The organism is Paenibacillus sp. 01T431, assembly GCF_056398625.1.
Genome location: NZ_JBFTPT010000011.1, coordinates 52062 through 79017 on the forward strand (window position 1 = coordinate 52062; position 26956 = coordinate 79017).

A 26956-nucleotide genomic window follows, 5' to 3' on the forward strand; every position below is an offset into this window, starting at 1 on the left:
CAGCAATTACGGTTCCGACTGATTACACAGTAGAAGGTTTGCCAGCAGAAATAGAATTTCTAAGCCGCTCCTTCAAAGAAGCAACGCTTCTATAGCCTAGCTACGCAATGATCATATAACCCACAACCCTAATTCTCTGGTTCTACAACGTGATCATCCCGATAAGTCTGCCCAAAGTTCTAATGATTTTCGGGTAGCTTTTTTCAAGGAGTTACAATTTCAACTAAGACCACCGCCAATCCCAATTGCAATTTCTAATAAAGCACAGCCTATAACTGCTATAAGAATAGCGGCAGCCCCGTCGCCCGTCGCAGACAGTCCCCGCCTAAAGCCTAGCACCGAAATGGCCCGAGGACCGTTACGAAAGAATCTTCAAGAGGCTACAATAAGGACATAGATGAGCTACACGAAAGGATGACTGTATATGAAAAAATTATTTCGATCAACGACAGACAGCAAGCTGACAGGTCTATGCGGAGGCATCGGACAATGGCTCGGCATTGATTCCACTATTGTTAGATTGTTAGTTGTCATTGCGGCGTTCTTCAGCTTCGGAACGGTTATACTCGCATATTTTATAGCTACCCTCTTTATCCCAAAAGCAATTAACAACGACTTTCGATTTGCCGATCACTACTAAATCAAATAAACGAATGCAAATGAAAATAAAACCAAATACAAACTTTTAAGGAGAGATTATCAATGGGAATTTTACAACGAGTAGTTAGTATGACAAAGGCAGCAGCAAATGAAATGTTGGACAAGATGGAAAATCCGGTCATGATGCTTAATCATTATTTGAGAGATTTGGATGAGGAAATTGCCAAAACTGAACATACGCTGGCGCAGCAGCAAGCACAGGATCGTATGCTGCAATCTAAACTAAGTGAATTCAGCGGACAAGTGAGCTATTACGAGGGTAAAGCAGAGCAAGCGGCAGTTGAGGAACGTGAAGCAGAAGCACGTACGGCGCTTGAAGCGAAGCTGCTGTATCTAGAACAAGCTGAAGAAACGGCTAGACTGCAGCAGCTAGCAAAGCAAGCGGTACTTGACCTCGGTTATCGCATTGAGGCATTAAAAGAAGAGAAAACACGGCTGCAAGGAAAACGCGCTGAGCTCATTACCCGCGTGCAGCAGACAACTGCAACTTCTACTGGCTATTCCAACTCCCTTCATGGAAGCTCCGCTTCACAAGGGTTCGATCGGATTGAACAAAAGGTGATGGAATTAGAAGCACAACGTGAGCTTACAAAAGGTTCATACAACAGCTTACATGCTGGCGCATATGGTTCCGATCAGCAGCTCGAGCAGCGCAAAGCTCGAGTGGATGAAGAACTTAAACGGCTTCAAACTAAAAAAGCCTAAATACAACTAAAAGCGGCGGGCAAGACGTATAGTAACGTCATTGACCGCCGCTTTATTCGTTAGAATATTATTTTAAATTAGGATGAAGAAGCGCTAATAAATTGAAATACGCCAATTGCGATCAGTAGAACGACGAATATAAGGATGAACCACAGTACAAACTTTAGAGCGTTAGAAGAATTCGATTTACGTTGAAGTTTTTCCTCGACGTTAACTAATCGTTCTTTAAGCTCCTGTATTTCTTTTTCCTGTTGCTGCATTCTTACCCCTCCCTGGCAAATAATTTCGATTGACAAGAATATGTTATCTTTACATTTTTCATTCTTTTGAAGATTAAAAAAAACGCTAGATCATCAATATATCATGATCTAGCTTTTTTTTCATTTATTTACTAATTTTGCAGCGATTCTTTAACTGTTGTTTGTTCGATGAAAGTCGACGTTGTCAGCCCCATATTAACAAAATCGTCGTCCCTTCACCCGGTGTTGTTTTAACCGTAATCCTGCCACCCATAGCTTCAATCAGTCCCTTCGATATAGCCATGCCAAGTCCAGAACCGTTGGTGGTGGATGCGGTATCCGTGCCGCGATAATAACGCTCAAAAAGCCGATTCAATGTAACTTCATCCATACCATCGCCATCATCAGTGAATTTTATCGTTATTCCGCCACCTTCTTCATCCGCCAGAAGCGATACCGTCAAAACGGTATCAGGCGGGTTATGAAGCAGCGAATTAGCAGTTAAATTATTAACTACCCTCTCCAGCCAAGGTGTATACAATTGGAACCAAACATCATCTTGCGCAGCATGAAATACAATGCGCTGTTTTCCATAAGCAGGATCAGCGGCAGCCTGTTCAAGCGCTTCATAAAGCCAGGCGTTCAGTTCAACCTTCATCGTCTCAGGAGGAAGAATTCCCGACCTCAATCGGTACGTCATAGCAAGATCGCTGATCAACATATCCATATGAGCCGATTTTTCCAGCATCGTCGCAGAAAATTTACGCACCTCCTCCTGAGACCAATCATATGCCGGCTCCGCTAATAAATGGGCATAACCAGTTATTGAGGATAACGGCGTCTTCAAATCATGAGTAACGCCAGCAATCCATTCTTCTCTCAGGCTTTCCGTTTGCTCCCGCATCGCTTGCTCTCTCTTCAAGGCATTGGATAACTTTTCAATAGAAACCATCACATCAGCAAAAACACGATACCTTCGCCGCCATTTCCCTGCTGACGTTCGGCTTCGATGGAGACCTCTACGATCAACAGGTTCTTCATACACCGTTTTCCCTATTGAATCGAGCCACACAAGCATGTGCAGCATCGGTGCGCCAAAGCGATGGGCCTGCCATAGTGAGAGGAGTACGAACAAGACCAGTAAGGAGATAAACAAGAAAATGGACCCGATAATGACTACCTGTGCTTCCTCCGGTATCCATTTCTTTTTGCCCGAATCTCCCGCTACAGTATTCGGCTCTCCGACAAGCCAGGTGTTTCCTGTTTCCGCATCATGCGAGGTTGCTATCCGGTAACCGTATCTTTCACCATACAATGTGCGAAGCGCAAGTTCCGGAACGGAGTATAACGAAGGTACCGCATCGGGTTTGTTATAGGAGACCAGTTCCACGCCTGCCGAATCGATCAGTTGAACAAAAGCATGAGCCGATCTTATTTTTCCTGATAAGGCATCTGGAAGGACTAATTTCTTTTCAGAATCAATGAATTCCCCTTCACTTAATTGTTCCAATATAGGCTCTATTACTTTTGGAGCCCCATAGACCATTGTAAATTTCTTCCCATCCTTCTGCTGTATCCATAACGCAATCTGGTAAGGAAATGCGCTCTTCCCCATCCAGTGTTCAACTAATTCACCTGGTCCGTATTGGTTGGGAACATCTTTGGGCGTATTATAAGCACTAGCAACTTTTCCATTCTCATCTAAGCTTTGCAGCCAACCATTGTTTTTCTTCACCTGCCTCAGCAAGCTTGGTGCAAACGTAATGCCACTCTTGCCAAGCTTAGAGGATTCTACCATCTGCTCTAACCCTACACTGGCAAAATCACGTGTTATGTTAATCTCGCTAAACCGCTGCAGCATCCAATAAAAAGTCAGCGCAGCTATGAGAAGAACGATCATTCCTGCTATTGCGAGTTGAAGAACGAACTTCAGTGTTAGTTGTCGCTTAATATTCATGGCATAGTAAGCTCCCGCTGATCCGCTTTAACTAGTTTGTAGCCCATACCTCTGACGTTAACGATAAATTTTGGGTTAGACGGATCAGCTTCAATTCTTTCTCTTATCCGATGAATATGAACCATGACCGTATTGTCATCACTGAAGGCTTCTTCACCCCAAACCTTCTCATACAGCTCGCTTTTACTGAATATTCGATTAGGGTTTTTGCAAAGAAAAAGCAGCAGTTGAAACACAAGCGCAGGACATGAAACAGCCTGTCCTTCAATAATCAGCTCACCTGCTGTCTCATCTAATTTAAATCGGCCGTAATCAAAAACGTTGGATTTTCGATTGTGAGAATCTTCTGAGGTATTTTTTAAGGCATCCGTTTCCGTTGACGAACTAAAGTACCGCCGCAGCTGCGCCCTTATGCGGGCTACCACTTCCAGCGGATTAAATGGTTTGGTAATGTAGTCATCTCCGCCTATTGCAAACCCTGTCAGCTTGTCAAAATCCGATGTTCTCGCGGTTAGAAATAAAATTGGCGCGTTCGTCGTTTGACGGATAAAAGGACATATTTCAATTCCGCTGCGCCCTGGCAGCATCACATCCAGTACAATTAAATCGTATTTTTTAGCTTCACAAGCTTCAATGGCTTCTTCACCCGATTGCACGGTATCAATATTCATGTAACCTTCCTTGCGCAATACCGTCTGCAAAAGCTCCAGTAGCGCTTGCTCATCATCAACGAGCAAAATCGATGCATGGTTCATTCGTGCCAGCTCCTTCCGCCAACTGATGTTTATATCATCATAGCATGATTTTTTTCACTTTAAATCATTCTAATCTTAAGGGAAGCTTAATTCGTTTCCATTCACTCTTCTTAAAGTTAAGAGTGCGTTAATGATGGGTTTCATAAGAGCTAAGACTCTGCTGCTACAATGTTATTATCGGGAGGCGATGAAAATGAAAAAAGGAGCAACGAATTATATATATGGTACAGCAATGACTGCAAAAACGGCATTAGCTGCTGGTTCACTAGCTTTACTTCTAGCCGCTTGCAGCGGAGAAAACTCAGCAGTGACCACCAAGCCAGGAGCTGTACAAACAATGAGCCCCACGGAGACGACGAACCAATTACTTATGCCAGACGACTTGCCAAAGGCGCTGCTGGACGGCAAGTATAAGGAAATTTATGCCCGTTTTAATCAGCCTTTAAAAGATGCGGTAAGCGAAGCAGATTTTGAAAAGACGGGAGAGGAGTTTACGAATGGGATCCATAGCTTCGAAAAATCCTCTACTATACAGCTTAATGGTTACGACCGGCGCATATGGGTGAGTGAGGAGGGGAATAAGGGGCTTCTCGGAATGTTTGATTCAGACGGAGTCATTACATCAATTCAAGTTCAGGAACTAACCTCCTCACCTGAAACCGATTCGAAGCTGAGCAAAAATAAATATGCTTTACCTTTTGAAGGCGACTGGTTTGTATTTTGGGGCGGCGAGAATGTTCTGGTGAATTATCATTATGAACTAGAGATTCAGCGATACGCGTACGATTTTATCCAAACAAAGGATCATTTTTCCTATAAAGGTGACCCGCTCAAAAATGAAAGCTATTATGCCTTCGGGAAAGAAATCATTGCTCCAGCGGATGGTATAATCATATCGGTAGTGAATGATATTTTAGATAATGCGCCTGTTGGGGTAATGAATCCGAATGAACCTGCTGGGAATAATGTCGTCATTGATCACGGTGGAGAATACAGCCATCTGGCGCATCTCAAGAAAGGCTCTGCAACAGTTAAGCCAGGAGACAAGGTCAAAAAAGGCGACGTCATCGGTCTGACCGGCAATTCAGGCAACAGCAGTGAGCCCCATTTGCATTTTCAGCTATCAGACGGACCCGAACTATTCACTGCCCGATCCATCAATGTGAAGTGGGAAAATGCGATGAAGCCGACTCAAGGCGAAACCATTTCCTCAGCTAATTAGATAAATAATAACTGGAGGAACATTATGATTGAATGGATTCAGCAAACGGATGGGATATGGCCATATATTGTTTTATTTTTACTCGCAGCAGCGCCGTGGTTGGATGTATTTCTAGTCGTACCTCTTGGCATCGTAGCAGGATTGTCGCCAGTAGCAGTAGCCATTATCGGCTTTGCAGGCAACTTTCTTTTGGTACTGCTCCTGGGCCTGTTTTTCAAACAATTTTCGAAGTGGAATACGAATCGGAAATTGAAGAAGGGCATTACCACAACATCAAAAAAGGAGACTCGCGCAAGGCGAATTTGGGAGCGTTACGGTCTTCCCGGACTTGCCCTGCTGGCTCCCCTTATTGTGGGTACCGACATCGCGGCTTTATTAGCTTTGTCATTAGGCTCCTCGCGAAAACGCGTCATTCAATGGATGGCAGTCAGCCTTGCCGTATGGACCATTGTAATGGCGCTCGGCTCTGTTTATGGATTTAGCTATATGAAAATAATTTAATTGCGATGATCGAGCATACAGGCTCACTTAAATCCTATTGCTCAAACAGAAAAAAGGGTTATCTCACATTGGTGTATTCACCTTTGTAAGATAACCCTTTAGTATTTAGTCTTTTAAATCAAATTAGATTTTTTGAGAAGTCTTTGGATGATCACAGCCACTTCTGCTCTCGTGATTTCATCTTTAGGAGCAAGCACAGTACTGCTTCTGCCTGAGAAGATCTCCACTTGCAAGCAATCGAGGATGCTGCTCTTCGCCCACTCGGATGCGGCATTCGCATCTTTATAAGGAAGCAGCAATTCTCCAGCTTCACTCGCTGCAAGACTCGGTTTCAAGCCGGTGATTTTCATTGCTTTTGCAATGATCGCCATGGCTTGCTCTCTCGTTATTTTGTCCATAGGACGGAAGGATCCATCTTCATATCCGTTAATAAGACCATTTGCAAATGCGGTTTGAATATAGCTGCTATACCATTCATTTTTGTTCACATCCGAGAATGACGATGAGCTTGCCTCCAATTTCAAACCTAATCCCCGAACGATAATAGCAGCAAACTCCGCACGAGTAATCGATTTACTCGGATTAAACATTTCATTGCCAACACCCGTTATTACCATTCGTGAACCCATATCATTCACAGCTTCTTTTGCCCAATGCCGCTCTACATCCTTAAATGCAAGTGGATGCCAGACAATGGTATACGTGCTGTTCGTTAAGCTGTTCACTACGGCATAATACTTTTCGTTCTTAACGACAAGTCTAGTTGGAACATGACGAACAGATCCATCTGGTTCAACCACAATCCCTGTCGTTATTCGGTTAGGATCAACACCAGCTGGGATAGCTATCATTCTTTCTACATACGCATCGAATTTAGAAACTTCAATCGTTTTTCCATCATACGAAGCTCGCACTGTAAAATTAAGCGGTGGAACAACCATCTCAAACTGGCCTTTAACTGCTGCACTTTCCACCATTTTTATGGTATCTGCTATTGGCTTGGCAATCTCTATCTCGAGCTTGAGGTCTTGAAGATTTAATTTTTTTCCAAAAAGCTTAGTGAGTGCATCGATACTGATCTGTGATGCAGGTATCGTATACGTAAATTGATCATGTTGAAGGACTAAGACAGCTTGCTTTAGTTCCAAATCAGAAATGATCTGCCCATTTATCTGTGAAGCATAAACATCTGAGCTGCCTTTTAGCGGAATCGTAATGACAGCACGCTGACCCTCAGACTCCAATCTGTTCTTAAGCTTATTCGGATCCACGATAATGGTTGTGACCTTTTGGTTATTCACAATTGCTGTAGTCGCTTTACCTGCATATTCAATTTTACCGTTCACCAGCACTTCAACATCGGTTTCGTCCGTTTTTGGCGGGTTTGGCTGTGAAGGTTCAATCGAATAAGTTGTTACCGTCAAGACATTCGAGTTTCCTGCATTCGCTCCGCCTGTTACAACTAATCGGAAGTCATATCCCGTTGCGGCGGACAAACCTATTACTGTCGCTGTTGTTGCATTCGTGGCAAGCGCTCCAGTTGTCGCTGTTGTCCACGTATTTGCACCTGTTGGTGATTGCTCAACTTTAATATTTGTTGCGCCTGTTGCTGCGCTCCATGTGAACGTTGCGCTTGTTCCCGTTTTGCTTGCACTCGCGAAGTCTGTTAGTGCGATCGGGTTTGTCGTCACCGTTACTACGTTCGAGTCGCCAGCATTTGCTCCGCCTGTAACTACTAGACGGAAGTCATAACCTGTTGCGGCGGACAAGCCTGTTACTGTCGCTGTTGTTGCATTTGTGGAAAGAGCACCTGTTGTCGCTGTTGTCCATGTGTTTGTACCTGTTGGCGATTGTTCAATTTTCAAACCGGTTGCACCCGTTGCTGCGCTCCATGTGAAGGTTGCGCTTGTTCCTGTTTTGCTTGCACTCGCGAAGTCTGTTAATGCGATCGGGTTTGTCGTCACCGTTACTACGTTCGAGTCGCCTGCATTTGCTCCGCCTGTAACTACTAGACGGAAGTCATATCCCGTTGCAGCGGACAAACCTGTTACCGTTGCTGTTGTTGCATTGGTCGCAAGTGCTCCAGTTGTCGCTGTTGTCCATGTGTTTGCACCTGTTGGTGATTGTTCCACTTTTATGTTTGTTGCGCCCGTTGCTGCGCTCCATGTGAAGGTTGCGCTTGTTCCTGTTTTGCTTGCACTCACGAAGTCTGTTAATGCGATCGGGTTTGTCGTCACCGTTACTACATTCGAGTCGCCAGCATTTGCTCCGCCTGTAACTACTAGACGGAAGTCATAACCTGTTGCGGCGGACAAGCCTGTTACTGTCGCTGTTGTTGCATTTGTGGAAAGAGCACCTGTTATCGCTGTTGTCCACGTGTTTGCGCCAATAGGAGATTGTTCCACTTTTATGTTTGTTGCATTCGTTGCTGCGCTCCATGTGAAGGTTGCGCTTGTACCCGTTTTGCTTGCACTCGCGAAATCTGTTAGTGCAATCGTGTTTGTCGTCACCGTTACTACGTTTGAGTCGCCTGCATTTGCTCCGCCTGTAACAACTAGGCGGAAGTCATATCCCGTTGCAGCGGACAAGCCTGTTACTGTAGCTGTTGTTGCATTGGTCGCAAGTACTCCAGTTGTCGCTGTTGTCCACGTATTTGCACCTGTTGGTGATTGCTCAACTTTAATATTTGTTGCTCCCGTTGCTGCGCTCCATGTGAACATTGCGCTTGTTCCCGTTTTGCTTGCACTCGCGAAGTCTGTTAGTGCGATCGGGTTTGTCGTCACCGTTACTACGTTTGAGTCGCCTGCATTTGCTCCGCCTGTAACTACTAGACGGAAGTCATATCCCGTTGCAGCGGACAAACCTGTTACCGTTGCTGTTGTTGCATTGGTCGCAAGTGCTCTAGTTGTCGCTGTTGTCCACGTATTTGCACCTGTTGGTGATTGCTCCACTTTGATGTTTGTTGCTCCTGCTGCTGCGCTCCATGTGAAGGTTGCGCTTGTTCCTGTTTTGCTTGTACTCGCGAAGTCTGTTAGTGCGATCGGGTTTGTCGTCACCGTTACTACGTTAGAGTCGCCTGCATTTGCTCCGCCTGTAACTACTAGACGGAAGTCATATCCTGTCGCTGCAGACAAGCCTGTTACTGTTGCTGTTGTTGCATTGGTCGCAAGCGCGCCTGTTGTCGCTGTTGTCCATGTGTTTGCACCTGTTGGCGATTGCTCCACTTTAATGTTTGTTGCGCCCGTGGCTGAGCTCCATGTGAACGTTGCGCTTGTTCCTGTCTTACTCGCACTCGCAAAGTCTGCTAGTGCGATCGGATTTGTCGTTACCGTTACTACGTTCGAGTCGCCTGCATTCGTCCCGCCTGTTACAACTAGGCGGAAGTCATATGTCGTTGCGGCGGACAAAGCTGTTACCGTTGCTGTTGTTGCATTGGTCGCAATCACGCCTGTTGTCGCTGTTGTCCATGTGTTTGCTCCTGCCGGCGATTGCTCCACTTTAATGTTTGTTGCACCTGTTGCTGCACTCCAAGTGAACGTTGCGCTCGTTCCCGTTTTGCTTGCACTCGTGAAGTCTGTTAGTGCAATCGGATTTGTCGTTACCGCTACTACGTTCGAGTCGCCAGCATTTGCTCCGCCTGTAACTACTAGACGGAAGTCATATGCCGTTGCGGCGGACAAGCCTGTTACTGTTGCTGTTGTTGCATTGGTCACAAGCGCGCCTGTTGTCGCTGTTGTCCACGTATTTGCACCTGTTGGTGATTGCTCAACTTTAATATTTGTTGCGCCCGTTGCTGCGCTCCATGTGAACGTAGCGCTCGTTCCCGTTTTGCTTGCACTCGCGAAGTCTGTTAGTGCAATCGGGTTTGTCGTCACCGTTACTACGTTCGAGCTGCCAGCATTTGCTCCGCCAGTTACAACAAGGCGGAAGTCATATCCCGTTGCAGCGGACAAACCTATTACTGTCGCTGTTGTTTCATTGGTCGCAAGCGCACCTGTTGCCGCTGTTGTCCATGTGTTTGTACCTATTGGAGATTGCTCCACTTTAATGTTTGTTGCGCCCGTTGCTGCGCTCCATGTGAACGTTGCGCTTGTTCCTGTTTTGCTCGCACTCGCGAAGTTTGTAAGTGCAATCGGGTTTGTCGTCACCGTTACCACATTCGAGTCGCCAGCATTTGCTCCGCCTGTAACTACTAGACGGAAGTCATAACCTGTCGCTGCCGACAAGCCTGTTACTGTCGCTGTTGTTGCATTGGTCGCAAGCGCGCCTGTTGCCGCTGTTGACCATGTATTTGCTCCTGCCGGGGATTGCTCAATTTTCAAGCCGGTTGCACCCGTTGCTGCGCTCCATGTAAATGTCGCCGATGTTCCGGTCTTGCTCGTACTAGCAAAGTCTATCAACGCAACTGAATTAGTAGTCACATTCACCACATTCGAGTTGCCAGCATTTGCTCCGCCTGTTACAACTAGGCGGAAGTCATAACCTGTCGCTGCCGACAAGCCTGTTACCGTTGCTGTTGTTGCATTAGTCGCAATCACGCCTGTTGTCGCTGTTGTCCATGTGTTTGCGCCAGTTGGCGATTGCTCAATCTTCAAGCTGGTTGCGCCCGTTGCTGCGCTCCATGTAAATGTCGCCGATGTTCCGGTCTTGCTCGTATTTGCAAAGTCTGCCAAAGGTACATTCATAGGAATTACTGTCAACGTTGCACTATTTGAGGTTGCCGCAGGCGTAGTACTACCCGAAGCGACTACGCGATAGTGGTATCCGCTCATTCCCGCTGTTGCACTTTTTATAACTAAAGTTACTGTTGTTGCTCCAGTGTAATCGGTATTATCACTAATATTTGTAAATCCCGCACCCATGTTCACCTGCCATTGATACGAACTCGCATTAGATGCAGCAACCGTGAAGGTAGCGTTGTCACCCTCATTGATCGTTGCATTGCTTGGATTGCTTGTAATCGACGGAGCTGGCCTTGTCACAGGATCACCAATTTGAACGTCATTAATTGAAGTCCACATTTCTGAATCTTGAGGAATTATTCGAATTTCATCAATATTGTCAAATGAAAAGTTTAATCCATTTGAGTGATCGAACGTAAACTTCCATGGATCAACACTAATTGTTAGATCGACCCATTCTCCAACCTGAACACCATCATTAAAAGCACCAATCTTGACATCTTTAGTACCCGAATCGATCAACGTAATCGATTCTAAAGAGAAGTTTTGAGATGAATTGCGACTTTTAATCGTCCATATACTTTGGGATTCATTATCTGCATAACCAGCAGATAGTCCACTTGCACCAATTGTATCCGGATAAGGAATTTCATAAGTTAGAACTAAATCTTTATTTGGGTTTACAGCAGACTTGGCCGAAAAATCTAGCGAAAAGCCCGGTATATCATCTGATCCGCCCTGCCCATCTGACACAACGGTTGCGTTGCCAGCAATACCAGCATTCGATTTAAACATAATAGTCGAAGCAATCGATGGTGCTTTTACCGTTAACGTTGCACTATTTGAGGTTGCCGAAGGCGCTATGCTGCCCGTAGCGATGACTCGATACTGGTATCCATTCATTCCCACTGTCGCACCCGTTATAGTTAACGTTGACGTAGTTGCTCCACTATACGTTGAACTATTAACAATATTTGAAAATCCAGCACCCGTATTTACCTGCCATTGATACGAACTCGCATTAGACGCAGCAACCGTGAAGCTAGCGTTCCCGCCTTCATTAATCGATGCATTGCTAGGATTTCCAATAATCAAAGGCGGTGAAGAAACTACGGCAGCAGCCTCTATAGTCGTAAAATTATATCCAAGTGAAAGAAACCGACTGCCGTCATAAACCACATTTGTAAGAAAAGCTGCTACATTAGTTGCTTCTGAAGTCCAGCTTGCTCCATCCGGAGAAGATACAATTTTCCCTCCAATACCTGAAACCATAAACTGTCCCGCTCCGTATGCAATCCCTGTTAAGAGACCAGTAGCTGTACTATCTTGACTAGTCCAGTTCGAGCTGGTGCCATCTGACGAGGTAAATATTTTACCACTGGCTCCTACAGCAACAAATAGATTATTTGCATAAACAACGTTTCTGAAAATGAAGGATGAACCTGTTAAAGAGGAAGCAGTCCAATTCAATCCGTCTGATGAATATGCCATTCTGGACCCTTGACCTACAGCAACATATGTTCCATTCCCATAAGCAACAGAGTAAAGAACAGTCGTGATGGCCGGACCTGCAGTAATTGCAGCTGGTGTCCACGACGTTCCGTCGCTAGATGTTAAAATCGTTCCGCTGTTTCCTACAGCAATAAACCGATTATTTACAAATTGGACGCCTTGTAAGTTGCTTGCCGTATTAGAGGCTGCCAAATTCCAATTGGTTGCATTACTTGATGCATAGATCGTACCGCCCGAACCAACTGCTACATAAGTGCCGTTGCCGTATGCAATACTTGAAAATCCATTTGCAGTTGGCGTTATCCGGCTTGTCCAATTCACTCGATCAGTGGAAGTAAAAATGGTGCCGCCAATCGTAGCCGAATTGTTATAGCCTACAGCAACATAAAGACCATTGTTATAGACCGTATCTGTGATGTTTGGTGTTACCGTTGTCCATTCAATACCATCAAGCGAATACATGATAGAGCCGCTATTGCCTGCAGCAACAAATTTTCCATTGCCAAATGTAATAGCCTGCATCGTGTTTCCATAGTTTGTTGTCCGTTCAGTCCAGCTCACCCCATCCGTAGAAGTGAAGGCTGTATTAGCATTGCTATACAAAACATACACGCCATTGCCATATGCACCTGCAAAAGCCTGCCAAGCTAAAGGAGTACTTGTCCAGGTAAGGGCATCTGAAGATCTGTAGCTTGCAAGTATTGGACTGGAATCAAAAGCGTAAAAATGATTATTTAAAAATCCTATAAAGTTTATTGAACTATAATATGTACTGTTAAGCTGCTGTCCTCCGCCCCATGTTGATGGATTTCCAGTGGCCGAATAATAAATTTTTCCGTTTGCATCGCCTAAGACATACTTACTGTTTCCATAGGAGATGTTGTACAAATCGTTGGAAATTCCAGATGCAATGGATGTCCACGACTGTCCATCACTTGATTTCAAAATAATGCCGGATGCTCCAACTGCCCAAAATGATCCATTTAAAAATTTCACAGAAAATAACTGATTCGACGTGTTGGATGTTGCTGCATTCCATGTAACAGCATCAGTAGAATATAAAATCGTACCTCCTGCACCAGCTGCAACATAGACGTTGTTTCCATAATCCACTTCATTTAAGTTTTGAGTACTATTCGTACTTCTTGTTGTCCACTTTGCAGCATCCGAAGATGTAGCAATCAGACCGTTACTTCCTACTGCAACATAAACGCCGTTACCATAGCCCATCCCCAAAAACTGGTTGCTCGTATTATTGATAGGATTATTTAATGTATTCCAGCTCGAGCCGGCTCCATATGTTGTTGATGAGAACCATACGATTTGAGAAAATACGACGAGAAAACTAAGAATAACGAGTAAGGGAGCGCGAAAAAAACGAATACGCTTATACATAAATTCAACTCCAAATTAGAATTTTACAAGATGTGTCTTTTGATACAGCTGCTACTCAACTAAAAAAATGTCTAGCATTCTCCTTTCTAGTAAAGGAACTGAACTTCCGATTCGTTTCTATGAAATGCTATCCAGTTGAAATTTCCTCCCAACCTTCCTTTCACCAAAAAATGTCAGTGTTATAACTAATTTGATATTCGACAATATAGAATAAAATCCTCTTTTTTTCGACATAAAATGACGTTTTATTTCAGACAGAATCAACAATAAACTGATGTTTTCTCCAAGCAGTTTTTTTCAAGAAAAAAAAAGCACTTAGGTTCAAACTCTAACTCACCTAAGCGCTTCTCTCTTCATCGATTCAATCATCTTTACGAAGTCTTGCTCATATCTATTTGTATCTGCGGCACCTCAAAGGTCACCGTCGTCCCTGCTCCCGCTTCGCTTGAAATACCAAGACCATTTCCGTACAAAGAGAGCAGTCTGCGGTGAATATTGGTTAAGCCAACGCCTGACAACTGCCTTTGCCCTAGCAATAGCGAGCTGAGATCACTTTGCTTGATGCCGACCCCATTGTCCGAAACCGAAATAATTAACTTCTCCTCTGCCTCTTGAATACGTAATACGATCTTGCCCCCAGCAGCCTTTTGCATGACACCATGCCTAACTGCATTTTCTACAATCGGCTGAATGCTGAGCGGCGGAATAAATCCTCGCAGCTGTTTATCCACCTCATATACAACATTCAATCGTTTGCCGAACCGGGCTTGCTCTAATTTGACATAAGACTGAACAAGCTCCAGCTCCTTCTCTAAGCTGACGATCTGCTGACGATTCTGGAAATCGAAGCTGCTGCGTAAATATCGGCTTAAATTCAATAACAATTCTGTAGCCTTATCCGGATCATCAGGACATATCGAAATAATCGTATTGAGTGCGTTGTACAAAAAATGAGGTTTAATTTGTGCCTGCAGAAAAGCCAGTTCCGATCGAATAGCCGCTTGAACAGATTGTCTAAGCTCAAGCAAAGTTCGTACGCGAGCACGCAGTACAATTCCGTCAACAGGTTTAGTTAAAAAATCATTGATTCCAGCACTAAAGCCCGTTTGAATATCACCTGCCAGTTTTCTTGCGGTCAGCATAAGTACAGGCAGTTCAGACAACGAGTATCGTTCCCTGATCCTACGGCAAAGCTCTAGTCCAGACATCGCTGGCATCATCCAGTCTGTTATCACGAGATCAATCCGTCGCTCACTGGATAGTACCTCCAGCGCTTCAGCGCCACTGTCAACCGCAATGACTGTGTAATTTTCCATAGACAATACATTTATTAATACTTGCAGGTTTACGGGATCATCATCTACTACTAACACAGTGAATGGATGTGTATCTTCTATTACTTCATTCCCATTCATCGCTGCTTGAAATGTTTTATTGAGCGCTAATGCCGGTTGAATCGCTGCTCTGCCGCTTTTACCAGCAGCAACCTCAGAAGCAGCAGACAGCGCAGCTGAAGGAAGTGTAAACGAAAACGTTGAACCTACACCTAGCTGTGAATTTGCTTCGATATACCCGCCATTCAGTTCCACGAGTCTCTTCGTAATGTTCAACCCAATGCCGGTGCCGCTATAGCCCGATTGTAGATCTACAGTGGAAACACTATTAAATGCCTTGAAAATGTCATCCAAACGATCTGCCGCGATGCCAATTCCAGTATCTGTAACGCTGATTTTTACCCATGAATCCACGACTTCCGCATAAATCCGAATCTCACCCTGATGCGTAAATTTCACCGCATTGCCAAGCAAATTAAATAAAATTTGACGCAGACGCTCCTCATCAGTATCGAGCAGCGGCATCTGCTGCGGCCAATCCTGCGTCAGGCTTACCCCTTTTTTGTCAGCTAAATGTCCAATGACCTCGACTACAGATTGCGCTGCTGCTGCTAAATCAACAGCTTGCCGATTCAGTGTAAGCTGACCATTTCGCAAGGTGGAAAAATCTAAAATATCATGAATCAGATAATTCAATCTTCTACCCGTCGATACAATCATAGAGAGCTGTCTAGCCTGATCGGTGTTTGGCGTCCCCGCTACACCTTCAAGCAAGGATTCTGCGATATTTACAATACCATGCAGCGGCGTTCGAAGCTCATGCGACGTATTCGCCATAAATTCATCCTTTAATTCGTCCAAGGTCAACAGCTTGCGAGAGAGCTCTTCCACCTCATTAAAGGTGTGAGAGAAACGTCGAGCTAGCATGATTACTTGAACAATGACCAAGATAAGCAGCTCAAACGAGATGAAAAAATGATTTTCCAATAGACCAAATACTTGCATGACACTGACGATTATAAATACTAAAATGCTTATCGCACTCAAAAGCAAAAAATAAGCGTCCCGCGATCGGCGCATAACACCTTTGACAAGCGTGTAAAGCACAACTCCAAAAGTAAATACTGAAAGGCCTATTCCCTTCAAAAACCACTGTGAATAAAGCATCGTCGGCAGCATGAATGCTGCAACAATGACAATACTCGATGCAATATTGCTTGCCCGCCACACAAACTTGTTAACAGCTCTTGGTACTGACACGTTCACATATTGCAATAAAAAATAATAACCGAATGCTGAAGATATGTTCTGCAGCTTCATGATCCAATCGTAGCTAAGCTGAGGCAAGGCCAGTGCAATCAGCTTCTCGCCATGAGTACATACATAGAGCAGCAGCGCTAAGCAAAATAAAGCCAAGTAAAGCAACGAGCGCTCTTTTTTGCGCATGTAGAACAAAAGAAGGAAAAACATAGAAAACAATGCAAACCCGCTGATGTTCATAAATTCACCAAACAACGCGATGTCGCGGCTCTTGCGAATATCAGCCTCATAGCCAAACCAAATCGGATAGATGATGCCGCCCGAAGCATAGTTGAAATTGGATACTTGTACGATAATTTCAACATAGGATCTATCTACGGATACAAATCCAACATAAGGGATATTCGATGCGATATCTTCTTTATCTGAGACTCCAGGTACTCCGCTTGCTCCCACTTCCTGTCCATTTATAAATATCCGGTTAGCCATGCGGATATTTGTCGTTCGTATTCCGTAATGCGTTTCTGCTGTGTTGTTTAACTCCACTCTCAGCCTATAAGTACCGAATCCTGCTCCCTGTGGGTTGCCGTCCTCCGCTATATAGCTGTTCCACTCCGCTGGCACAGGAAAGAGGCCTGTTAGTTCAGGCCTCTTATAAGGAGAAATAGCTGGATCTGCGAATTGCTCTGGCAGCAGCAGCTGTCCACGATAAAATTCCCATTGACCATTCAGCGCGACAAGTCCTTCTGATTCGAAATTCCATTCCCGCAAATCCAACGTGCCAGCGCTTGAATGAGGTGCACTCTTCTCAATGGATTGATTATAAAAAAACTCGTTTACCGGAAAAGCTACAACGATAAGAAAAAATACAACTATCGTCCACCATTGCTTTCTCATCCCATCGTTGCCTCCTTGCCTAAATTCACGTCTTACTGGGATAATTGATGATATAAATCCGTCGTTTGCCTCTCAGGAATAACTCCTAGCTCCTGCAATAATAATTGCGCATAGGTTTCGTAGCAGCGGTTAAGCGATTCCGTATCCCCTATCTGAGCATAACCTGCAAGAAGCAATCTGCAAATTTCATCTGAGTATGGGAAGCTGATCTGAGCAGTCGTCAGTCTCTGGATAGCCGACTGAGCACGGCCTTCCTCCAGCTCATATCTTGCCATACTGCTAACCAGCCGAAAATAACGATGCTGCAAATTTATTCTTTTGGTCTCTGCCCACGCATAATTATGATCCTCCAAATAATCGCCTTTATAAAGAGAAATCGCATGCTCATATCGACTCCAATTATCCTGAAACTGATACGGGAGCTCAGCTACTGTCTCCTCAAACTCAGCTACATCAGTACGAATGGCAGCATACGGGAGTCGGTAGCTCTCACCTTGAAACTCAACTGTGAAAGAAACTCCCCACTCACGCAGTAGCCATCTAATGCGTGAAACGGAATGATGAAGATAGGTAACCGCCTTGTCCAGCTCATACTCTCGCCAAAGCGTTTCAATAAGCCGCTCTCTCGTAACCCAAGCACCCTCCAAATGAAGGAAATAAGCAAAGAGCTCCTGCGCCTTTTTCGTTCGCCACTTCACCTTGCCGTTTAAAGCAGCCCCGCCTACAAGCTCAAGCCGTTTAAAGCATCGCACTGAAAGCTCATTTCGTTCTGCTAGAGCTTCGAAGCTTTGTGCTTGATTGTTCAAAAGCTTCGCATATTCCTCAATACGATCTATCGTTTTTCCAATTCTCGCAGAATCGACCGGCTTCAATAAATAATCCAGCGCATGCAGCTCAAATGCTTCAACAGCATACGCTGAATAGGCGGTTACATAAACGATTCGTATTGCAGGGTACAACTCCTGTATACGTTCAGCTGCTTCAAGGCCGTTCATCTCGGGCATGCCGATATCAAGAAACGCGATATCGGCATAACTGCGAGCAAGGTGGTCAAGTCCCTCCATAGCAGAGGTATACTTGCCCACAACTTGAACCCGGCCATCTGCCCTCAGCAATCGTTCCAAATGTATCAATGCCGGCTCCTCATCATCCACTAATATTACCTTTAGCATTGATCCATGCCCTCCTCCTTCCATTGTTATTTTTCAGTGAGCCTTCTGCTATCGGTATGACTTAGTTTTACTTCGTTTTTACGACTCGAACTTGTCCATCTGGCAGCTTCTGCACATATCTAGAAGCGGCTTCAATATCTAACATAGCCCAGTGTTTTGGCGCGACATCCGGCCAGCTAGAGCTAACAGTTTCCTGCGGCACTGGACGGTTGAAGATTGCGTTGAGTACACGAACCGCTTCTCCGCGAAGCAGCAAACCATTCGGACGGAAGGTATGATCCGGATATCCCTTCATAAACCCTGCCTCTGCAACAGCAGCAACTTCATTTGTTGCCCAGTGTCCCGTTAAGTCTGTAAAATCCGCCTTGGCAGTACCGCTTAGGGACAGCTTGTTCCAACGAGCCGCGATAACCGCTATTTCTGAACGAGAGACTCCGTCGCCCGGTCTAAATTTGCCTTGCTCGTCACCATTCATAATACCATGATTTTTCAACAGCGTAATCGCTTCTTTTGCCCAGTGATCGGAGACGACATCGCTAAACTCTGTCAGCTCTGTTTCATTAGGATTAGGCGCCGTTTCTTCCAGCAGGCTGGCGTTTTTCTTAAGCTCTTTGGCAAGTATGACTGCAAGCTCCGCACGAGTAATCGTTTTACTTGGACGGAAGGTTCCATCCGGATACCCCGTTACATAAGGCTCATAAAGTTTGTCCTTCGTAAGCCGAACGACAGCAAAATTGCTGAATTTAGCAACATCAAATGCCATACCATTCACGATTCCTTTTGCATCATATTGAAGTGTTCCTGGCTGGAGCACCTTTTCTCCATCGCTGTGCTCAATGTAAACCGCTAATTGAGCCTCAAGCTCCTTCGCAGCTGCACTGTCCTTTGCAATCTCAAGACCAGCTATCGGCAGTACGATGCGAGTAACACTATCCTTATAGTTCGTCTCAATTGCAGTAGGTTGGCCTAGCAGTTCAGCATCCCTGCCGCCCAACTGCTTCTTAAGCTTCTCTTCGCCAAGCAGCCTGTCATAAATTTGATTTTGCTTCGCTTGTTCGCGAATCGGTACAAAGCGGAGATAAAGGTCAATACCCGCTTCCTTGATATGACGAATCGTCTCTGGCGATAACGTCAATTCTGCTGTTGGCGTTGAGATGACAAGACTAATTCCGCTCTCGGCTAAAGCGGCAACTGCTTTTGACGGAACATTCAGCTTGATCTCATCGCTCGGATTATTAAGCAAATTCGTAATAACGATGCGAGCCGCATTCTGCTTCTGCAATTTCATCTGTGCAACAATTTCCTCCGCCTTAGCAAGCGGAATATTAACCGTATCTATTTTGCTGCCATCTCTAGCAACCGTTCTAGTAATGGTTACATTTGCTATTGCAGCATTTGAATCCCCAGATGCGACAGTCGCTAATCGATCCGGCGTTGCATACGTTGGTTTACGAACGATTTCAATCGAATATTGCCTTGAACTGCTGCGGTCAGCAGACTCGACTCCAATCACAATTAGATTTGTACCCACCTTTAAACTTACAGTCTGATGCACGCCTTTTTCAACCGGCCTACCATTTATGGTCAAAATAGCATCAGAACTTGAGGTGTTGGCAAGCACAGTCACATTCGCGTCTTCGATCTCTGACTTCAGCTTATAGCTGAGCCTGCTCACAGAGAATTCCGGCAGCAAGTCTAATCCAGAGAGAGATAGCTCTGTTAAAGATGGCSCTGTTGCTGCAGAAGCTGACTGCTTGATGACAGCGAGCTTATAAGTTGCCACAGTGCCATCCTCTGCCGTTACTTCTAATTGAACAGGCTGAATTCCGGTGCGCAATGGAACCACATGCGTTCCTCCGCTGCCGAGGTCAACTTCGCCATTTGCTATACGAATGACTGCACTCGGACTAGCTGCTTCTACAGCGATGCTAAGAGCCGCAGAATCGGAAGGCGCTATGATCTGGTAATCCATCTCATTCCCAGCAAAATCTCTCGTTAGCACTCCTCCGCTTACCGTTAGCTCCTTCAATTGTGCATTGCTATCCTTCGCACGAATAACCTTAACGTTATAGGTTCTATTCTCTTGCCCATTTGGCGCGATAACCTGTATGGCTACATGGGTCTCTCCCACCTGTACTGGCACAGAAATCCCAGCTTCGCCAATCTGCTCGCCATTTACACGAATCGTAGATCCTTGCTTATAAGCTTCAGCCGCAACGCTTACCGCATTCGTATTATTTTCGACATACACGCTATAAGCGGTATCAGCACCATTGAATGCTGGTTCTGTCAGCAGCTCCTCTGTCCCTGCCCGCATCGTGAGGCTCTTCAGAACAGCGACATCCGACGGCTTGCTTCTCACTTCAATGACGTATGTCTTTTCACTTGTATCTGCTCCTGATACCTTCACCTGCGCTGTAGTTACGCCATTGCCAATCGGAGCCTCAAGCTCTGCGTAACCCTCCGCGTTCAACGGCACATTGTTCACTGTTACAATAGAATCTATTGCAGCAGCAACAGCGTATAATCGAACCTTGCCTTCTTCTATTACCGTCTCATATTTGCCCGTCATATCCGGATGGAAAGGCTGGGATAGAACACCCTTGTCCAGCTCTAGCGCTGCCAAATCAGAAGGCTTCACCTTGGACTGCTCCTCGGTCTCTGTTCCCTGCACCACATCAAATCGATATTCGACTCGATTGCCGACTTCATCTTCCACTTCGACGATTACAGTATGAAGGCCAGTTTCATCCCACACAATCGGAGCAAAATAATTAAATTTCCCTTCTGCGTTGACTGGAACAGCTCGTCCGTCAACGGTCAGCAAAGCGCCTATTTCCGTTTGACCAACCATAGGTATACGGCTGCCATATACAACCTGCCCATTGAGAGGCTCACGAACAAAATCCTCGTTCTGCTTGCCTGCTACATACAAGAATGGCTCCGTACGGTCTACGTACAATTTCCTATAATCAGAGCTGTAATCGCCGCGCTCGTTAATTGCTTCAATTTCAATCGTATAATCAAGCTGCTCTAGCGGCTCATTCGTTTCTTTGCCTAGCAGCAATTCATTCAGATTGAACGATGCGACCGCATTGGCTTCGGAATCCTTGGACTGCAACAATTCCCCATTTACGTAAAGATTAAGCTTTGCTGCTTGATCGCTAGTCAGCTCTACACTAACCTTTTCCGCAGCTGTGTTAACCATAATCTCCTCTTGCTCATCATAACTTTTGTAGGTGCTTGTTTTCTGCTTAGCACCAAAAGTATTAAAAGCAACGTTAAGCTTTGCCCGTTTCGGATTAGGCAAAAACGCCTCCACATTAGCTGACACTGGACTAACAACAACTTTGCCATTTTGCTCGCCAACCGCCATCGCATTGATGGTGTAGCTGTGCTCCGGCTTGTACCCGGATATAATAACGTCCTGCCAATCTCCGGCCATAGGATCTGCTCCGAATGTATCCGTTACAGTTTTTCCTTCATCATCCTTATAGCTGACCGTCAACTGGTAATATTCTAGTCCCTCGGCCTTAATGGAAGGAAAACGCAGTGTAAGCTCGCCGTTTCCAGTTGAAGTAATCGCAAGCTGCTTCGGCTGAGGCAGCATGACTTTAGCAGTCAACTGTACAGGCTCAGACGTTACCGCAAACAGCGGTGCAATTTCTTCACCTTCCGCCACCATAGACAACCAGTATTGACCCGGCATAAATTCATCCGGAATGTCAATCGTTTGAATGCCTGATGCAGGAAGATCCTTCAAAATAACCGGCCCGATTGCCTTATTGGACTGATCGGTTACCATTAAGCTTACTTTGGTTCCCTGCTTGGCATGGTCCACGTTCCATTTTACTTTGAAGCGATTAGTGCCTTCTGTCTCTGGATCTGCACTAAATTCGCTAATTTCAGTTACAGGATCGAGCTCATACATGCTTGCTTGAATAGGCAGAGAGGAGCGAATTTCCCATTTTCCTGTTTGTTCAATATCAGCAGCGACATAAAGCATATCTGCATCTGCAACAAAAGGCAGATTCGAGGTAAAAGTCATATCGCCGTATTTATCCGCTTCCTCATCTTCCTTGGCAATTGCTGCTTGCAGCACCGCATTGTAATTTTTGGCATTCTCGTCCTCAAAAACAACCGGAATGGCTTTGTTATCCGGTGCAATAATTTGGGTATCGCGAGAACCACCCGTTAACATAAACATATATCGGCCTGGCTTATCGATTTGCAAACTCGTCGTATACTCTGCTGTTCCATTTGAGAAAAACGGAATTAAGCTGTCGTATTGCTCATCACTGCGGAAGGCACGTATGGTCACGAATTGTTTGCCGCGAACGGTCCAAAGCCCCGCTTCCTCTTCCGCTACTTGCACCAAAATCGTCCATTTTTGTTTATCAGCCTCATAATAAGCATTCCAGTTTGATTCGCTGCGATCCGCTTGCAGCGGATATGGCGAGCCATCTGGACGATACAGCACGGCTGTCTCATCCGCCTGATCGATTTCAAGCAAGGTCTGACCGCTTTTTAGGTTGACTTCAGTACGAAGCTCACCGCTTGTTATCCAGTCTTTCAGCTCCCCAATCGTGGTATGCTCTCCAAGAGCAAATACCTTAGCCGGCGTTTTCTGTCCTGCTTCAAGCAGCCATTCTCCCGGCTGAGCTACATCGATCAACAGATAAAGCTTACCGCTTAGTGGATCGACAAAATGATTCCAGCCTGATTTAAGCGAATCCGATTCCAGACCATATTCACGGCCATCTGGCTTGTACAATTTCACAGCGCCTTTAGGCTGGTCAAGCTCTACCAGCTTCAAACCGCCCTCCATCATAGCTATTGCTGTTAGCTTCAATTCAGGCGCTGCCGCCCAACGTGCTGCCAACTCAGTAAGACTGAGCGATTCATTTAGGAATGTAAGCTCGTACAACTCCACTTGCAAAGAGTGCGATGCAACCAGCTTCCAATCTTCATTCGCTGTTAGTTGCAAACGGATATACGTTTTATCCTCATCTTCACGATATACGGCAGAAATAGCACCATTACCAGCCTTTTCCGTCTCAGGGAACTTGAGCGATGCCACGCTTTCATCCGGACGAATGATTGAAAGATCTTCCTGCTTGCCATCCAGCACTAGCAGCGCTTTGAAGCTATGATCTGCCTGCAATGTGTATTGAATCTGATCCTGCTTCGTAAAGCTGGCTTGCGGTGAATTCTCACGCAATGCAGCCGTAAACTGTCCCAATAAAATACGTCCGCTTGCAGCCGTATCTACGCCTATCTCACCCTGCTGCAGCACATCCTTCTGAAGCTTCAGCATGTAACCTTTATCCTCTGTGAGCAAAGGATTCGTAAGTGGTGTAAAAGAAGTATCCGCGAATGCGCTTGTGAACAGCAAAGCACTGCTGCTTAGCAGCGGCATCGAGCGAGCGCTCGGCGGCTTAACCATATTTTTTTTCATTCTCTCAATTTCTCTCTTCATATCTTTGCTCGCGCCAAGACTGAAGTCGAAGCTGTTCGGAGCAAACATATATTTGGCAGAACCACCGAACCAGCCTGAACCAACCGATCCAAAGATCTCACGATTGTTTACGCCGACATCAATGCCGCCAAAGCTTTTGCCGCCAATAACCGACACCCAGTTCGGTATTTTTATGCGTGCACTAACAAAACCTGCGTAACCGCTTTTCGCAAAATATTGAGCGAACAGCTGACCGACCACAACGTCTACTAGATTCAAGTTCGCATCCAATCGGAAGCCTGCACTGCTGTACTCTTTAAAGCCCGCTGCATTCCAAATCGTCAGAAAATCCAAATTCGCAACCGGAACCCAGTAAACAGCCAGCTCTCCGGATGCTTCAAAATGATAACGCGATAATCCTACGCTCAAATTGTTGCCGTTCACCATATTGTAGCCTTTGATCTCAGGCGCAATGACATCTGATGCACCGCCAAACGCTTTCAACGTAAACGGTACTTCGCTCTGGCTCGCTAGATTTGAAAACCCGCCGCCAAGACGAGTGAGCTGTGCCCCCGTCGAGCCAAGCTTGATTTTGCGGCGAACGCCAAAGCTAAGCGCATCAAGCTTCCCGCGTTTGAACTGAATATCTGCTTCAAATCCAACCTTCTGCTTGCGCAAATCGAAGGATCCTCCCGCACCATAGAGCGGAATGCGTGTATCAAGCCGGAAGTTTAGCTCAGCACCCTCGAGCGGACCTGCCTCAAACTCGCCTGCAATACTGAATTTACCAGCAAAATCGAACCGTTCGCGCTTGAACTCTAACGCTTCAATCTCCGATTCGCCTTTAATTTTGGTCGTTCCTGCACTGAAATCTACTTTAATATCCCCGCCGAGCCTTACCCCGCCAGCTATAAAAGTAATTTTCTTCAATGTAATCGGCAAATTCAAGCTCAAATAATCAGATTGCATATCACCAGCAAGCTCGATAACGAACTCGGCTGAATTAAACTCAAAGGAGCCAAGGAACAGCGTATACATAATGCCAGCTTTTTCAACATAAAGCCGTCCGACACCCGTTACATACGTATCTACACCCGTCTTATCAATCGTCAGGCTCGTTCCTTTAAATTTAATATATTCATTCAGCATGACCACTTGATTCATGTTGTTTAGCTTAAATATACCAAGCTCCGAGGGATTCTCCGTGAACGGTCCTCTAATAGCCATTTGACTAATATCTTCATTGTCCGAATCTGTACTAGGAATGATAATTTCATTATAATCGCGCGGCTCATATACGCCGGTTGAAGTAATAAGCAAAGCGCTTGAGAGAACAAAATCATCGTAAAAATCGTGATTTAGTTCCAAATCATATTTGCCATCCGGCAATTCATCCGTCCAAGTCAGCTCTAGCTCCTGATTATTGCGAACGTTTGGCGTCAACGGATACAACTGTCCGCCTTGGCTTTTAAGTGAATAATGAATATTAGAAGCTGGCTTTCTCCACAAATTGGTGATGCCCTCTCCGACGACAACCAGCCTCTTCTTATCCTTCGTATGCAGCACCGATGGTGAAGCTCGGTCATAACGCAGGTCTGGAACCACCATAGCCGGGTCCTCAAAAAACTTAAACGTAGAAACTGCGCTGTATGCCGTCCCCACAACATTTGTCGCATACACGCGTGCTTCGTAGTCGACCTGCCACTTCAAGCCATTAAGATCAATGGTGACCGCACCAGCCTCAGCCGGCAAATGCGCCTTCTTCTGCCATGTGGTTTGACCCACTTCACGGTATTCTATCCCAATTTCGCTAAGCGCTTTGCCTTTCACATTAGCAGAGAACCTTGCTAGATCATTCGCTTTGTTGTTCTTGTCCATCAATATCGTTGGTGAACCCGTTATGCTCACGATCGGCAAGGTAGGCAAAGGATTGCCGAATGTAAACGTCTCATTCGTTAGTCCTCCCCATTCATGGTTTCCGCCGAATACGACAAAGTTATAGCCATCATACGCCATGCTCATAAAGCTGCCTGAGCCTGGACCGCCTTCTATGCCGCCGCCCGGTCCTTTGCTTTTGCCAGACCATACCGACCAAGCACTCCCATCCCAGCCGAAAGCAGCCTTCTTCCCTTGATCATCCTGCGAATTCGCGATAGGCCGTTTTTTGTTTGGCGTAACCGCACTATTGCTCGGGTTAATCCAATCGAACTCTCCACCGTAGAAGACGACTCTCCGTCCATCGTAGGCCATCGCTTGCCCCCAGCGGCCCCAGTCCTGCGCTTCAACCTTTGGAGCGCTGTCATTCCAAGTCGTTCCGTCCCATGCCCATAGCGTATTGGAATTGATTTGATAGGCTGTTCCGCGAATTTCATCACCAATATTACCTCCATAAAGCACGGCATGCTGCCCGTCATAAGCCATCGAGCCCGAATAAGTGGCCGGAGGGCTTTGGGCAGGTGTCCGCTGTTCCCAGCTCGTTCCGTTAAAAATCCAAGTATCCGCTAATCTGCTTTTAGTAGATGCAGACAACGTATAACCGCCAAACAGCACCAAGTTTTGTCCATCATAGGCTAACTGAGCGCCAGCACGTGCCGATGGAGCTGGGATTAACAATGGTTTCCACTGCAATACCTCACCATGCCACACCCAAATATCGTTCAAGACGCCTGAAGCACCCTCGCCTCCGAACATCACGACGCGCTCTAGGTTAGGATCATAGGTTATTGCCGCTCCTTTGCGGGCAACAAGGCCACTTGGCACACTCGAGTCAGCGAGCTTTTGCCATTGCTTGGTTTCGCCGTCCCACAGGAAGTTATCCTTCAGCAGCCCGGAAGTGCCTTCGCCCCCGAACATGATGACCTTTCCATTCTTTTCATCAAATGCCATAGCAGCCCCCATACGCGGGCTAGGCTTAATGTTCGATTCTATCTTCTCCCATCCATAATCGGAGAACTTATCAGTAGCTCCAGCAACAGCCAAAGACGCTAGATCGTAGGAGGAGCTTGTTACTGTAGGCTCTTCCACCTCTGTGTCAGCCGATTCCTGAGCGAATATTTGCTGCCCCGATCTGCTTGGATATACAGGATAAATAGATGTAAGCAGCACCACTGCGAGCAGCATGCTGACTACTCTGACAAATGGTTTATGTATCATAAAAAAATCCCTCCTGAGTCTTCTATCATCGTTGATATAGCAATAAATACCATT

11 protein-coding genes are annotated in these 26956 nt (G+C 45.7%); 4 read left to right on the forward strand and 7 right to left on the reverse strand.

The features are described 5' to 3' along the window. Window positions 1-424: 424 nt before the first annotated feature. Both AC1DM9_RS20195 and AC1DM9_RS20200 read left to right on the forward strand, forming a co-directional pair. The gene (locus tag AC1DM9_RS20195; protein WP_076271803.1) at window positions 425-640 is read left to right on the forward strand and encodes a PspC domain-containing protein; all 216 of its coding nucleotides are present in this window, start codon (window positions 425-427) and stop codon (window positions 638-640) included. A 62-nt stretch (window positions 641-702) separates the two neighbouring features. Further along, window positions 703-1365: a PspA/IM30 family protein gene (locus AC1DM9_RS20200; RefSeq protein ID WP_477581837.1), complete on the forward strand. Its 663-nt coding sequence runs from the start codon at window positions 703-705 to the stop codon at window positions 1363-1365. A gap of 77 nt (window positions 1366-1442) precedes the next feature. Here the strand turns inward: AC1DM9_RS20200 and AC1DM9_RS20205 are convergent, their stop codons facing one another. The 3 genes from AC1DM9_RS20205 to AC1DM9_RS20215 form a co-directional block, all read right to left on the reverse strand. Continuing rightward, the gene (locus AC1DM9_RS20205; RefSeq protein ID WP_430057365.1) at window positions 1443-1625 is read right to left on the reverse strand and encodes a hypothetical protein; all 183 of its coding nucleotides are present in this window, start codon (window positions 1623-1625) and stop codon (window positions 1443-1445) included. A 184-nt stretch (window positions 1626-1809) separates the two neighbouring features. After that, window positions 1810-3561, reverse strand: a complete 1752-nt coding sequence (locus AC1DM9_RS20210; RefSeq protein ID WP_477581840.1) for a sensor histidine kinase — start codon at window positions 3559-3561, stop codon at window positions 1810-1812. After that, window positions 3558-4316, reverse strand: a complete 759-nt coding sequence (locus AC1DM9_RS20215) for a response regulator (RefSeq protein ID WP_477581842.1) — start codon at window positions 4314-4316, stop codon at window positions 3558-3560. Before AC1DM9_RS20215 ends, AC1DM9_RS20210 begins: the two co-directional genes overlap by 4 nt. A 193-nt stretch (window positions 4317-4509) precedes the next feature. On the opposite strand from AC1DM9_RS20215, the gene AC1DM9_RS20220 reads away from it, so the two are divergent. Together AC1DM9_RS20220 and AC1DM9_RS20225 are read left to right on the forward strand one after the other, a co-directional pair. Continuing rightward, window positions 4510-5538, forward strand: a complete 1029-nt coding sequence (locus AC1DM9_RS20220) for a peptidoglycan DD-metalloendopeptidase family protein (RefSeq protein WP_477581844.1) — start codon at window positions 4510-4512, stop codon at window positions 5536-5538. 24 nt (window positions 5539-5562) lie between these two features. Then, the gene (locus AC1DM9_RS20225) at window positions 5563-6039 is read left to right on the forward strand and encodes a small multi-drug export protein (protein WP_339207415.1); all 477 of its coding nucleotides are present in this window, start codon (window positions 5563-5565) and stop codon (window positions 6037-6039) included. A 113-nt stretch (window positions 6040-6152) separates the two neighbouring features. On the opposite strand, the gene AC1DM9_RS20230 is transcribed toward AC1DM9_RS20225, so the two are convergent. From AC1DM9_RS20230 to AC1DM9_RS20245, 4 genes are all read right to left on the reverse strand, one after another. Continuing rightward, on the reverse strand, window positions 6153-13628 hold the full coding sequence (locus tag AC1DM9_RS20230; protein WP_477581846.1) for an S-layer homology domain-containing protein: 7476 nt from the start codon (window positions 13626-13628) through the stop codon (window positions 6153-6155). 371 nt (window positions 13629-13999) lie between these two features. Further along, window positions 14000-17119 (reverse strand): hybrid sensor histidine kinase/response regulator, encoded by a 3120-nt coding sequence (locus AC1DM9_RS20235; RefSeq protein ID WP_477581848.1) that lies wholly within the window; start codon window positions 17117-17119, stop codon window positions 14000-14002. A 32-nt stretch (window positions 17120-17151) separates the two neighbouring features. Beyond that, window positions 17152-18291 carry a response regulator gene (locus AC1DM9_RS20240; RefSeq protein WP_441877008.1) on the reverse strand — a complete coding sequence of 380 codons (1140 nt, stop codon included), beginning with the start codon at window positions 18289-18291 and terminating at the stop codon, window positions 17152-17154. Window positions 18292-18358: 67 nt separating this feature from the next. Further along, a complete protein-coding gene (locus AC1DM9_RS20245; protein ID WP_477581850.1) occupies window positions 18359-26902 on the reverse strand; it encodes a cadherin-like beta sandwich domain-containing protein in 8544 nt (2847 codons plus the stop codon). Between the last annotated feature and the right edge of the window lie 54 nt (window positions 26903-26956).

Bases quoted from the DNA above. Each gene is read 5' to 3' on its own strand.
- AC1DM9_RS20225 (WP_339207415.1), top strand. From the start codon at position 5,563: ATGATTGAATGGATTCAGCAAACGGATGGGATATGGCCATATATTGTT.
- AC1DM9_RS20240 (WP_441877008.1), bottom strand. From the start codon at position 18,291: ATGCTAAAGGTAATATTAGTGGATGATGAGGAGCCGGCATTGATACAT.
- AC1DM9_RS20220 (WP_477581844.1), top strand. From the start codon at position 4,510: ATGAAAAAAGGAGCAACGAATTATATATATGGTACAGCAATGACTGCA.
- AC1DM9_RS20215 (WP_477581842.1), bottom strand. From the start codon at position 4,316: ATGAACCATGCATCGATTTTGCTCGTTGATGATGAGCAAGCGCTACTG.
- AC1DM9_RS20230 (WP_477581846.1), bottom strand. From the start codon at position 13,628: ATGTATAAGCGTATTCGTTTTTTTCGCGCTCCCTTACTCGTTATTCTT.
- AC1DM9_RS20200 (WP_477581837.1), top strand. From the start codon at position 703: ATGGGAATTTTACAACGAGTAGTTAGTATGACAAAGGCAGCAGCAAAT.
- AC1DM9_RS20210 (WP_477581840.1), bottom strand. From the start codon at position 3,561: ATGAATATTAAGCGACAACTAACACTGAAGTTCGTTCTTCAACTCGCA.
- AC1DM9_RS20205 (WP_430057365.1), bottom strand. From the start codon at position 1,625: ATGCAGCAACAGGAAAAAGAAATACAGGAGCTTAAAGAACGATTAGTT.
- AC1DM9_RS20235 (WP_477581848.1), bottom strand. From the start codon at position 17,119: ATGAGAAAGCAATGGTGGACGATAGTTGTATTTTTTCTTATCGTTGTA.
- AC1DM9_RS20195 (WP_076271803.1), top strand. From the start codon at position 425: ATGAAAAAATTATTTCGATCAACGACAGACAGCAAGCTGACAGGTCTA.